This window comes from Roseomonas sp. TAS13 (assembly GCF_001950415.1).
GTDB lineage: Bacteria > Pseudomonadota > Alphaproteobacteria > Acetobacterales > Acetobacteraceae > Roseomonas > Roseomonas mucosa.
In genome coordinates this window covers 1-12,796 of record NZ_BDLP01000101.1, presented here as the reverse complement: position 1 = coordinate 12,796, position 12,796 = coordinate 1, and the positions used below count along the sequence as shown (strand labels likewise).

Below are 12,796 nucleotides of genomic sequence, written 5' to 3'. Positions count from 1 at the left end.
GCGGTCCCAGCCCGACCCTGGCCTGGACGCTCTCGGTCCTCCTCCTGCTCGCCGTGGTGGCGGCCCTGCTGGTCTGGCGAGGGGAGGTCGCCGCCGCCTGGCCGCCGTCGCAATGGCTCTACCGTGCCCTCGGCCTCGCCTGACGCACGCCTTCGCGGGGCGGTGGCGGCCCCGTTGCCGGGCCGTCCCGCGCCTGCCCCGCCGCCCGGCCGCCCCCGGGCAAGGGCGTGCGGCAGCCGGAATGCTTTCGGCAGGCCGCGAAATGCGGTTCCATGAGGCCCCTCAGCGGGCCATCCGGTTCCATGTCACCTGAAGCGCCCACCGAAGACCCCCGGGCTGGGCGGGGGCCACGGATACCGCGCCCGACCGGGCGCCGGCTCCATGGCATGCGCCACCACCTGCTTCTGGTGGTGGCCTGCACGGTGCTGCCCTTCGCGCTCTATGCCGTCTGGGCCATGGCCAGCCTGCACAACCGCGACATGCGGCGCACGGCCTCCAACCTGGTCACCAGCGTCTGCGCGCTTTCGGTGGTGCCGGACCAGGTCTTCGCGCTGGGCGAGGTGCGGCTGCGCGAACTGCTGGCCTCCGCCGCGCTGCCGCCGGCGGCGTCTCCGGCCAATGTCCCGGACGCCCCTTCTGTCCTCGCGGCCCTGCGTGCCACCCCGCCGGCCCGGACCCTGGCGCGGATGGGCAGCCTACGCTTCTACAATGCCCGGGGCCGCGACATCGAGGCGCTGTCCGCCGCCACCCCGGCCGATCCTGTCCCGGAGAGCTGGCGCCAGGCCCTGGTGCGCGTGGCGCGCGACGGGCAGGTCGAGGTCACCGACCTGCTGGACCGGCGGGTGGGCATCCTGGTTCCGGCTCCGCCCGGTCTGCCCTTCGCCGTCACGGCGCTCTGGCTGGCGCCCGAGACCCTGAGCGGCGCGCTGCGGCAACGCCTGATGCAGGAGGACTGGACCGCCACCCTGATGGACCGGCACGGGGTCGTGGTCGCCCGCACCCGCGGGGGCGAGGAGATGGTAGGACGCCCGGCCCCGCCGGAGATCGTGGCCGGCCTCGCGCGGGCGCCGGAGGGTGTCCTGCCCTATGTCCGGAACCAGGAAGGCGTGATGGCCATCATGGCATGGTCGCGCCTTTCCACGGAGGGCTATTCGCTCGCCCTGTCGATGCCCCGTGCCTCCTTCTACCAACGGATGCTGCGGGACTACCTGCCCGCCGCTGGGGTGGCGCTCCTGCTGCTGGCCGGGAGCCTGCTGCTGACCCTGCGGATCACGCGCCGTATCCGCGACGCGCTGGGCCTGCTGGCCGACCAGGGCCGGTCCGGCGCCGTGCTGGCCCTGCCCACGGGGATCCGGGAGATCGCCGAGGTTTCCGCCGCGCTCAGCGTCGCGGCCGTGGAGCGCGAGGCGGTGACCGCCGCCCTGCGGGCCCAGGAAGCCCGCTACCGCGCCCTGGTGGAGGCCAGCAGCGAGCTGGTCTGGATCGCCGATCCCGCGGGCCGGCTCCTGCCGGAAGGGGCCGAGGCCTGGGCGCGCCTCACCGGACTGCCGGTGGAGCGGTTGCGGCGGAGCGGCTGGTTCGAGGCCCTGCACCCGGACGACCGCAGCGTGGCGGATGCGCTCTGGCATGCCTCGCTGGCCAGCCGGCGGCCCTATGTCGGCGAATGGCGCATCCGGCGCGCCCTGCCGGCGGATGCGGGGAAGGTGGAGGCGGGTGGGAAGCAGCGGCTCTATGGCTGGTTCTCGGTCCGGGCGGTGCCGCTTATCGAGGCCGGCGGCCGGGTGCGGGAATGGGTGGGGCTGCTGGAGGATGTGACCGAGGCACGCGCCGCCTCCCGCGCCCTGACCGAGAGCGAAACCCGGCTGCGCCTCGCGGTGGAGGGTGACGGGCTCGGCACCTGGGACCTGGACCTGCGCAAGCAGGAGGGCGCGCTGTCGCCCGTGGCGGCCCAACTGCTCGGCGTCACGGCCCGGGAGGGGCGCATCCTGGCGGCCGACTGGATGACGGCGACCCACCCGGAGGACCGGGACAGGATCGGCGCAGCCTGGCAGGGGATGTCGCGCGAGGGCGATACCTTCGCCGTGGACTTCCGCCCCCTGCGTCCCGCGCGTGATGGCGGCGAGGTCTGGCTCGAGGGCCGTGCCCGCGTGCTGCGCAACGAGGATGGCCGGGCGGTGCGGCTGATCGGGGTCCTGCGCGACATCACCGACCGCATCCGGGCCGCGGAAGCGCTGCGGGAAAGCGAGGCCCGGTTCCGCACCATGGCGGAGGTCATGCCGCAGATCATCTGGACCTGCCAGCCGGATGGACGCTTCGATTACCTGAACAGCCGCTGGTACGAATTCACGGGGCAGGAGCCGGACCGGATCGACAAGGGGACCTTGCGGCGGGTGCTGCATCCCGAGGACTACGAACATTGCCTCGGCCTGTGGCGGCACTGCCTGGAAACCGGGGGGGACTTCGGCATCGAGGCCCGCTTCCTGGGGGCGGACGGCGCCTATCACTGGTTCCTGGTCCGCGCGCTTGCCCAGCGCGATGCCTCCGGCCGCATCCTGCGCTGGCTCGGCTCCAGCACGGGGATCGACGAAATCGTGGCGGCGCGCGAGGACCGCGCGCGGCAGGCGGCGCGGCTGGAGCAGCTGGTCGCGGAACGCACGGCGGCCCTGACCGAAAGCGAGCGCCGCCTGGCGCAGGCGCAGAAGATGGAGGCGCTGGGCCGCCTCGCCGGTGGTGTCGCGCATGACGTGAACAACGTGCTGCAGGCGGTGCTGGGCGGTGCGCGGCTGATGGCGCTGCGGGCCGAAGAGCCGGAAAGCGTTCGGCGCCTCGCCCGCCTGGTCTCGGAGCAGGCGGAACGGGGCGGGGCGGTGACCCGGCGCCTGCTGAGCTTCGCGCGACAGGGCGAGTTGCGCGCGGAGCCGCAGGATGTCGGCCTTCTGCTGACCGGCTTGCGGGAGGTGCTGCTGCACACGCTGGGCGGCCGCGTCTCGATCGCCCTGGCGGTCGATCCGGCCCTGCCGCCGGTCCTCGCCGATCGCGCGCAACTGGAGACGGTGCTGGTCAACCTCACCGCCAATGCCCGGGATGCCATGCCGGATGGCGGCGTGATCCGGCTCTCGGCCGAGGCGCTGGAACTGCCGGGCACGGCCGGGGCTTCGCCCGCGCTGAAGCCGGGGCGCTACCTGTGCCTGCGCGTCGCCGACCACGGCATGGGCATGGCGCCGGAGGTGCTGAATCGCGTCACCGAGCCTTTCTTCACCACCAAGCCGGTGGGGGAGGGCACCGGGCTGGGCCTGGCGATGGCACGCGGCTTCGCGGAGCAGTCCGGCGGAGCGCTGGAGATCGACAGCCGGCTCGGACAGGGCACCGTGATCTCCCTCTGGCTTCCGCAGGCGGAAGGCAGGGTGGAGCAGGACGGCGCGGCGCGCCCGGCCACGCCTGACGCGGCGTGCCGCATCCTGCTTGTGGATGACGAGCCCCTGGTGCGGGACGTGCTGGCCGAAACCCTGTCCGATGCCGGCCACAGCCTCGTCTGCGCCGAAGGGCCCGCCGAGGCCTTGCGGCATCTGCGGGACGGAGAGCGGCCGGACCTGCTGGTCACGGATTTCGCCATGCCGGGCGGCATGACCGGGCTCGACCTGTTGCGGGCCGTCCGTGACATCCTGCCGGGCCTGCCGGCGCTGCTGGTCACGGGCTATGCCGAAAGCGACACCGTGGCCGGCGTGGCCCAGGCTCTGGAAGGCGGGCCGCTGCTGCTGCTCCACAAGCCCGTGTCCGGTGCGATGCTGCTGGAAGCCGTGGCCCAGGCACGGGTGGGAATGGAGCCCGCCCCGGAACAGGGAACGCGTTAAGCGGTGTTGCCGCCAGGATGAATGCAATCCGGGCGCGAGGTTTGTTCGGGTCCTTCTCCCTTCCGGTGTGCCCCTGCTGGCTGCGTGCCGGACGCGGGCCGAATTATCCCCGTTGCCTGCCCCAGCAGTCGCCGCGCACGGAAAATTAAGCGCAGGCGGGCAGAGACTTGCGGCTCTGTGCGTGTGACAGTCGCCCGGCGCGCCATAATGGACGTGCACGAGGAAGCGTCGTCGAAGGGAGTCACCCATTCATGCCTCTACGGCCGCATGCAGGATCCCCGCTCGCGCGTCAGGCGATGGCCTATGTGCTGGCCGGCGGCCGAGGAAGTCGGCTGATGGAGCTGACCGACCGGCGAGCCAAGCCCGCCGTCTATTTCGGCGCCAAGTCGCGGATCATCGACTTCGCCCTGTCGAATGCCATCAATTCCGGCATCCGGCGCATCGGCGTGGCGACGCAGTACAAGGCGCACAGCCTGATCCGCCATCTCCAGCGCGGCTGGAACTTCATGCGGCCGGAACGCAACGAGAGCTTCGACATCCTGCCGGCCAGCCAGCGCGTCTCGGAAAGCGCCTGGTACGCCGGCACCGCCGACGCGGTGTACCAGAACCTCGACATCATCGAGAACTACGGCGTGCGCTACATCGTCCTGCTCGCCGGCGACCATGTCTACAAGATGGACTACGAGAAGATGCTGCGGCAGCACTGCGAGAGCGGTGCCGACGTCACCGTCGGCTGCATCGAAGTCCCGCGCATGGAGGCCACGGGCTTCGGCGTGATGCATGTGGACGAGAACGACCGCATCATCTCCTTTCTGGAGAAGCCCAAGGACCCGCCCGCCATGCCGGACAATCCGGAGATGGCCCTGGCCAGCATGGGCATCTATGTCTTCGAGACCGCCTTCCTCGCCGACCAATTGCGGCGCGACGCGGCGGAGCCGCATTCGGAGCATGACTTCGGCAAGGACATCATCCCCTATCTGGTGAAACACGGCACCGCCGTGGCGCACCGCTTCGCCGAATCCTGCGTCCGCTCCAGCGATCAGGCCGAGGCCTATTGGCGCGATGTCGGCACGGTGGATGCCTACTGGCAGGCGAATGTGGACCTGACGGACGTGGTGCCGGCGCTCGACCTCTATGACCACGAATGGCCGATCTGGACCTACAGCGAGCTGACGCCGCCGGCGAAGTTCGTCCATGACGACGACGACCGGCGCGGCCAGGCCATGGATTCCCTGATCTCGGGCGGCTGCATCGTGTCCGGCACGCTGGTGCGGAAGTCGCTGATCTTCCCCAGCGTGCACGTGCATTCCTATGGCGAGATCGAGAACTCCGTGATCCTTCCCCGTTGCGACATCGGGCGTCATGCGCGCCTGCGCAACGTCGTCATAGACAGCGAGGTCAGAATTCCGGAAGGGCTGGTGGTGGGCGAGGACCCGGAACTGGACGCGCGGCGCTTCCGCCGGACCGACAAGGGCGTCTGCCTGATCACCCAGCCGATGATCGACCGGCTGTCCGACTGATGCCTTCCGTCCTGTCGGTGGCCTCGGAGGCCTATCCGCTGATCAAGACCGGCGGGCTGGCCGATGTCGCGGGCGCCTTGCCGGCAGCCCTGGCGCGGGAGGGCTTCGCCGCCCGCACGCTGCTGCCCGGCTATCCCGCCGTGCTGCGGCGGCTGGAGGACGGGGAGGTCGCGGCGGAACTGCCGGACCTCTTCGGCAGCCCGGCCCGGCTGCTGTCGGGGCGGGCGGGGGAGCTGGAAGTGCTGGCGATCGAGGCGCCGCATCTCTACGGGCGCGAGGGCAACCCCTATGCCGGGCCGGAGGGCGACTGGCCCGACAACGCCCAGCGTTTCGCCGCGCTGGGCCGCGTGGCCGAGCGGCTGGCGCGGGGCCTGCTGCCCGGTTTCACGCCCGATATCGTCCATGCACATGACTGGCAGGCCGGCCTCGCCCCGGCCTATCTGCATTATGGCGAGGGGCGCCGCCCGGGCACCGTGATGACGGTGCACAACCTCGCCTTCCAGGGGCAGTTCCCGCCGCACCTGCTGGCGGAACTGGGCCTGCCGCCGGAAGCCTGGTCGATCGACGGGGTGGAGTATTACGGCGCCATCGGCTTCCTGAAGGCCGGGCTCTACTTCGCCGACCGGATCACCACCGTCTCGCCCAGCTACGCCGCCGAGATCCGTACGCCGGAGGGAGGCATGGGGCTCGACGGCCTGCTGCGCTCGCGCGGGGCGGATGTCTCCGGCATCCTGAACGGCATCGACGAGACGGTCTGGGACCCCGCCGCCGATCTCCTGCTGGCCGAGCCCTATGACCGGAAGCATCCGGAGCGACGGGCCGCGAACAAGGCAGCGTTGCAGGCGGCGATGGGGCTGGAGGTGGATGCCTTGGCGCCGCTGCTGGGCGTGGTCAGCCGGCTGACCTGGCAGAAGGGGATGGACCTCGTCCTCGCCGCCCTGCCGGCGCTGACCGAGGGCGGCATGCAACTCGCCCTGCTCGGCGCGGGCGACAAGACGCTGGAGGAAGGCTTCCTTTCCGCCACCCAGGCCTGGCCTGGACGGGTGGGTGCCGTGCTCGGCTATGACGAGGCCCTGGCGCACCGCATCCAGGCGGGCTGCGACGCGCTGCTGGTGCCCTCGCGCTTCGAGCCTTGCGGCCTCACCCAGCTCTGCGCGCTGCGCTATGGCGCCCTGCCGCTGGTTTCGCGGGTCGGCGGCCTGGCCGACACGGTGATCGACGCCAACGAAGCGGCGCTGGCGGCCGGGGTGGCGAACGGCCTGCAATTCGCGCCCACGACGCGGGAGGCGCTGGAACTGGCCTTTGCCCGCCTCGGCGTCCTGTGGCGCAACCGCGCCACCTGGGAGCGGATGCAGCACAACGCCATGACGGCGGATGTGGGCTGGTCCCGCCCGGCCCGCCAGTACGCGGCGCTGTACCACGAGATCATGCGATAAGCGGGCCGGGGGCGGGACCTCCCGCCTCATCGCGGCGGCGTGTCCCAGATATCCTCGGCATATTCGCGGATCGTGCGGTCGGAGGAGAACCAGGCGACATGGGCGGTGTTCAGCACCGCGCTGCGCCACCAGGACTCCGGCTCGCGCCAGCGGGCCGCGACCTCGCGCTGCGTGGCGTCGTAGCTGTCGAAATCCGCCGTCACCAGGAAGCGGTCGTCGTTCAGCAGCCCGTCCACCAGCCCGGCATAGCGGTCCGGTTCGTCCGGAGAGAAGACGCCGCCGCGGATGGCATCGAGGACCTGCGACAGGGCGGGAGAGGCCGCCACCGCCTCGCGGGCGTCGTAGCCGGCGGCCTTCTTCCGTGTCACCTGATCGGCGGTCAGGCCGAAGATGAAGATGTTCTCCGCGCCGACATGCTCGCGGATCTCGACATTGGCGCCGTCCAGCGTGCCGATGGTCAGCGCGCCGTTCAGCGCCAGCTTCATGTTGCCGGTGCCCGAGGCCTCCAGCCCGGCGGTGGAGATCTGCTCCGACAGGTCGGCCGCGGGGATGATCGCCTCGGCGAGGGAAACGTTGTAGTTCGGCAGGAAGGCGATCCTGAGCATGCCGTTCAGGGTGGGATCGTTGTTGACCACGCGCGCCACGTCATGCGCCAGCCGGATGATCAGCTTGGCCTGCCAGTAGCTGGCCGCCGCCTTGCCGCCGAAGATCTTCACCCGCGGCACCCATTCGTTCATCGGCCGTGCCCGCATGGCGTTGTAGAGCGCCACCGCCTGCAGGATGTTCAGGAGCTGGCGCTTGTATTCGTGGATGCGCTTGATCTGCACGTCGAACAGCGCGTCGGGATCGACGGCGAGACCGATCCGGTCGTGGATGAGGCGGGTGAGCTTCTCCTTGGCGACACGGCGCTGCGCGGCGAAGCGGCGGCGGAACTCCGCCTCCTCCGCATGCGGCACCAGCCCGGCGAGCTTCTCCGGATTGTCGAGCACCTCCTCCCCCAGCGTGTCCACCAGGAGCCTGGTCAGGCCGGGATTGGCGCGCAGCAGCCAGCGGCGGAAGGTGATGCCGTTGGTCTTGTTGGTGATGCGGCCGGGGCAGACGCGGTTCAGGTCGGCGAAGACCGTGTCCTTCATCAACTGCGTGTGCAGCGCCGAGACGCCGTTGATCCGGTGCGACCCGATGAAGGCGAGATGGCCCATGCGCACGCGGCGGCCGTGTTCCTCGTCGATGATGGAGACGGCGGCGAGCAGGCGGTCGTCCGCGCCCTGCTCCTTCCGCACGGTGTCGAGGTGCCGGGCGTTGATCATGTAGATGATCTGCATGTTGCGTGGCAGCAGGCGTTCGAGCAGCGAGACCGGCCAGGTCTCCAGCGCCTCCGGCATCAGCGTGTGGTTGGTGTAGGAGGTGACGGCGCGGGTGATGTCCCAGGCCAGGTCCCATTCCATGTGGTGGATGTCGACCAGCAGGCGCATCAGCTCCGACACGCCGATCGCCGGATGCGTGTCGTTCAGCTGCACCGCGACCTTGTCGGCGAGATTGTCCAGCCGGTCGAACTCCGCCACGTGGCGGCGCAGCACGTCCTGCAGCGAGGCCGAGGCGAAGAAGTATTCCTGGCGCAGGCGCAGCTCCTGCCCGGCCGGGGTCTCGTCGCCCGGGTAGAGCACGCGGGAGATGGATTCCGCCCTGATCCGCTCAGCCTGCGCGCCCAGATGGTCGCCATGATTGAAGGCGGCGAGGTGCAGCGGGTCGCTGGCCCGGGCCGACCAGAGGCGCAGCGTGTTGATGCGCTTGCCGCGCCAGCCGGTGACGGGCGTGTCGTAGGGGATGGCGCGCACCGTCTCCCCGGGATGCCAGACGAGCCGCCCGCCATCCACCGCCACGTGGCCGCCGAAGCCGACCTTGTAGCGCAGGTTGGCGCGCTCGAACTCCCAGGGATTGCCGAGGGAGAGCCAGTCCTCCGGCAGTTCGTGCTGGGTGCCGTCGGCGGGGATCACCTGCCGGAACAGCCCGTGCTCGTAGCGGATGCCGTAGCCGAAGGCGGGGATGCCGAGGCTTGCCAGGCTTTCCATGAAGCAGGCGGCCAGCCGGCCGAGCCCGCCATTGCCCAGGGCCGCGTCCATCTCCTGTGCGGCGATGGCATCGAGATCCACGCCGAGGCCCGACAGGGCCTCCCGCGCCGTCTCGGTGATCCGCAGGTTGCCCAGCGTGTCCGCCAGCAGCCGGCCGATCAGGAACTCCATCGAGAGGTAGCAGACCCGCTTGTCGCCCCGGGCCAGCGTGTCGGCATTCGAGGAGCGCCAGTGGTCCATCACCAGGTCGCGCGTCGCCAGGGCGGTGGCCAGGAACCAGTCCCGCTTGCTTGCCCGTTCCGGCGAGCCGCCGACCTGATACGTCAGCCGGTCGAGGATCCTCTGGCGGAAGGTCTCCGGCGAGACCGCGCCTTCGGTCGCCTCGCGGGCGGGGGCGGGCAGGTCGGTGATGTTCACGCGGGCATGTCCTCCTGGAAGGGCGGAAGCGGGGAGATCTGGGCCCATCCTCTCGCGCCTCGCGAGCGGTTCCAAGGCTTCTTGTCATGGTTGTGCGGATAGGCGCCCGTTACGTCCAGGGAAAAAACCGGCCGGGCAAGGCGCCCGGCCTGGTTTCGGATCGCTTCGTGGAACTCAACCAAGGGAGAGCAGTGCGACCGGGAGCCGCGCGAGCAGGGTGGCGGCGCGGAGCGAGCCATCCGGGGCTGGCACCTCTCCGCCGTTCAGCACGTCGGTGAGCGCCCCCGGCATGTCCGGCGGCAGGAGGATGGCGGTGTCGCCCCAGGCCTCGGCGGGGACCAGGGGCTGCCCCGCCTCGCCCAGCAGGGCCGCCGGCAGGCGCGTGACCACCGTGATCGCCGCTTGGCCTCCCCGGCGCCGGGCGAAGGCCAGGAGGTGCGCCGCCTTCGCGCCCTGGATCTCCAGGGGCAGGTAGTCGCCCTCCGCGAAGAGCTCCGGCCGCTGGGCGCGGAGCGCCAGGGCGCGGGCGATCACTGCCTGCTTCACCCGCCCGTCCTTCCAGTGGGAAAGGAGGCCGGCGGGGGACTCGCCCGCCTCCAGCGCCGCCCGCCGGGCGGGGAAGTCCACCGGGCGGCGGTTGTCCGGGTCCACCAGGGAGAAGTCCCAGAACTCCGTGCCCTGGTACAGGTCCGGGATGCCGGGGGAGGTGCAGCGGATCAGCGTCTGCGCCAGCCCGTTCACCGCCCCGGCGGGGGCGAGGCGCAGGGCGAAGCCGGCGATCTCCTTCCGCATGTGGCTGGCGCGGTCGGCGGCCAGGATGTTGCGCAGGAAGTCCTGGCACGCGGATTCATAGGCCTCGTTCGGCACGGCCCATTCCGAGCGGCGCTTGCCTTCGCGCAGGGCCTTCTCCTGCCAGGCGGCGACGCGCTGGATGAGGTCCTGCACGCCCTGCTCGTCCGCGGAGTCGAGATCCAGCGGCCAGGCGCCGACCAGGGTCTGGTAGAGCATCAGCTCGTCCACCGCGTCCGGCGCCGGGGTGCCGTCCACCTCGCGCTTCAGGCTGTTGTTCAGGCGGGTCCAGCGGGTCAGCGCCGTGGCCCATTCCTCCGGCAGCTCCGAGATGACCGCGAGACGGATGCGGTTGTCCTCGCCGCGCTTGTGGTCGTGGGTGGCGGTGGCGAGCATCTCCCGCGGGAAGTGGCGCGCGCGTTCCCGGCACATGGCGTGGAAGGAGGCGGGGCTTTCGGTGAGGTGGCCGGGTTCGGAGCCGACCTCGTTGCGCGAGATCAGGCGGCCGTAGCGGTAGAAGGCGGTGTCCTCGACCGACTTGGCGGCGACGGGGGCGGAGAGCTGCTGGAAGCGCACCGCGGCGCGCAGGCGCTGGCGGCGGCCGGCGATGGGCAGGCTGCGCGGCACCTCGCCGCCGAGCCAGCCATCGAGCAGGTCGAGCAGGGGACGCTCGGTGGCGCGCACGGTGCGGCGGGCGCCGGCGAGCGCCCATTCCAGCGTGCGCTCGTCCTCCTCGTTGCGGCCGGCCATGGAGACGTAGGTGCGGTAGACGGGGAAATGCGCCAGGACCTCGGAGATGGCGCGGCGGATCGCGGTGAGGGTGAAGTCGCGCGTGGCGAGGTCGGTCTGGGCGATGCGGTGCAGGGCGGTGGCGGTGCCGTTCAGCTCGGAGGCCAGGTTCTCGCGCAGGATCTGGCGGCGGGCCTCGCGGGCCTCGTCCTCGAAGCGGGGGGAGCGGGCGGTGAGGTCGGCCCAGAGCCGGGTCAGGCGTTCCTCGCCGGCCGGGTCGTGGAGGAGGCCCGCGACCTCGTCCATGAAGTTGTAGCCGGTGGTACCGTCCACCATCCAGTCCTGGCGCAGGCGCTCGTGCGGGGCGAGGATCTTCTCGACCAGCAGGAGCGGCTCCCCCTTTGGCGCGGTGGTAGGGCGGTGGCGGCCGGCGGCGCGCAGGCGGCGGCGGAGCTTGCGGCAATAGGCGCGCGGGTCGGCGAGGCCGTCCACATGGTCCACGCGCACGCCGTCGATCGCGCCCTCTGCATAGAGCTTCAGGATCAGCTCGTGCGTGGCCTCGAAGACCTCGGGGACCTCCTGGCGCAAGCCGCCCAGGCTGGTGACGTCGAAGAAGCGGCGCCAGTTGATCTCGTCGGTGGCGGCGCGCCACCAGGCGAGGCGGTAGTTCTGCGCCTCCAGCAGATGGTGCAGGCGGGTGCGGCTCTCGGGTTGCTTCGGGTCGAAGGCGGCGAGGACGGATGCGATCCTGGCCTGTCCACCTGGTTCCTTCGCGAAGCGGGCGAGGACGTCCAGCGCCACGCCGGCGGCGGCGCGCATGGCCTCCGCGCTCCCCGGCTGTGCGATGCCGGCGAAGACCTGGGCGATGCCGTCGAGCGAGGCGTCGCCGGTGGCGCGCAGGATCGTCGCATAGGTGGCGGGGGCGATGGGGAAGCGGTGCTCGAAATACTCGGCGTAGATCTTGCCGCTTTCCGGCTCGAAATGCAGGGCGAGGTCGCCCGATTCCAGCACGGTGCCATAGGGGCCGCCGAGGAAGGGGGCGAGGAGCTTGTCCTTCAGCGCCGGGTCGGCGGGGTTCCAGTCGATGTCGAAGAAGCTGGCGAAGGGCGAGCGCGGGCCCCATTCCAGCACGTCCAGCCACCAGCCGTTGTCGGCGCCGCCCACGCCCATGTGGTTGGGCACGATGTCGAGGATGAGGCCCATGTCCGCCGCGTGCAGGGCGGCGACGAGGCGTTGCAGGGCTTCCTCTCCCCCGACCTCCGGGTTGATTCGGGTGGGGTCCACGATGTCGTAGCCGTGGGTGGAGCCGGGGCGCGCCTTGAGCAGCGGCGAGGCGTAGAGGTGGCTGATGCCGAGCGCCTTGTAATAGGGCACCAGCGGCACCGCGTCGTCCAGCGTGAAGTCCTTGTGGAACTGCAGACGCGCCGTCGCACGCGGGGTTTCGGGGATCACTGTTTCGGCTCTCCGTGCTCAGGGCCGCGCCGGGGGCGCAAGGCTCGTTGCCGCGCACAACGCGCCAGGGGGGCGGGTGGTGGCAGGGCGGGGACGGAAAGCCGGATCTGTGGTTCCGGGGGCGCGGTTTTCCCGGAGGGAGGGGCGGCGGGGTCATGGCCAGGCGTGGCGCAGGCGGTTGGGCAGGCGCGCGCGGCCGGCGGCGGTGCGGTGGAGGGCGCGCAACGTCCGGAGCAGGACAAGGTAGGGGCCGATAGTGCCGTAGGCGCCTGTGAAGACGGGGATTTTGGCGTGGGCGAGGGTTTCGGACAAATCGGGATCGGGCAGCAGCCAGGGCGGGCCGGGGAGGGCGGAGCGGAGCCCCAGGCGGCGGGCGAGCAGGACCAGGCGGAAGCCCAGGATGCGGTGGGCGCGGCGGGCGGCGCGGCAGATCCGGTGCTCGATGGCGCGGAGCGGGTGGGTGGGGGCGGCGGTGGCCAGAGCCTTGAGGAGGTGTTCCCAGAGGCCGGCATGGGTGAGGCGGCGGAAATGGC

6 protein-coding genes are annotated in these 12,796 nt (G+C 71.3%); 3 read left to right on the top strand and 3 right to left on the bottom strand.

All coding sequences use genetic code 11. From position 1 onward, the window contains the following. Window positions 1-386: 386 nt before the first annotated feature. The 3 genes from ROTAS13_RS10270 to glgA all read left to right on the top strand — a co-directional run bounded on the left by ROTAS13_RS10270 (window position 387) and on the right by glgA (window position 6,807). Window positions 387-3,851, top strand: coding sequence for a PAS domain-containing protein (locus ROTAS13_RS10270; RefSeq protein ID WP_058390271.1), 3,465 nt, complete (start codon window positions 387-389; stop codon window positions 3,849-3,851). Window positions 3,852-4,147: 296 nt separating this feature from the next. After that, on the top strand, window positions 4,148-5,371 hold the full coding sequence (gene glgC / locus ROTAS13_RS10265) for a glucose-1-phosphate adenylyltransferase (protein WP_058390272.1): 1,224 nt from the start codon (window positions 4,148-4,150) through the stop codon (window positions 5,369-5,371). Further along, entirely contained in the window at window positions 5,371-6,807 is a 1,437-nt protein-coding gene (gene glgA / locus ROTAS13_RS10260; protein WP_058390273.1) for a glycogen synthase GlgA, read from the top strand. The genes glgC and glgA overlap by 1 nt, the downstream gene beginning before the upstream one ends. Before the next feature lie 26 nt (window positions 6,808-6,833). Here the strand turns inward: glgA and ROTAS13_RS10255 are convergent, their stop codons facing one another. From ROTAS13_RS10255 to ROTAS13_RS10245, 3 genes are all read right to left on the bottom strand, one after another. Further along, window positions 6,834-9,293 carry a glycogen/starch/alpha-glucan phosphorylase gene (locus ROTAS13_RS10255; RefSeq protein ID WP_058390274.1) on the bottom strand — a complete coding sequence of 820 codons (2,460 nt, stop codon included), beginning with the start codon at window positions 9,291-9,293 and terminating at the stop codon, window positions 6,834-6,836. 174 nt (window positions 9,294-9,467) lie between these two features. Further along, window positions 9,468-12,263, bottom strand: a complete 2,796-nt coding sequence (gene treY, locus ROTAS13_RS10250) for a malto-oligosyltrehalose synthase (protein ID WP_075822268.1) — start codon at window positions 12,261-12,263, stop codon at window positions 9,468-9,470. Between the two features lie 153 nt (window positions 12,264-12,416). Further along, window positions 12,417-12,796, bottom strand: a 380-nt coding sequence (locus tag ROTAS13_RS10245) for an IS5/IS1182 family transposase (protein ID WP_075822267.1), incomplete at its 5' end; no start/stop codon positions are given.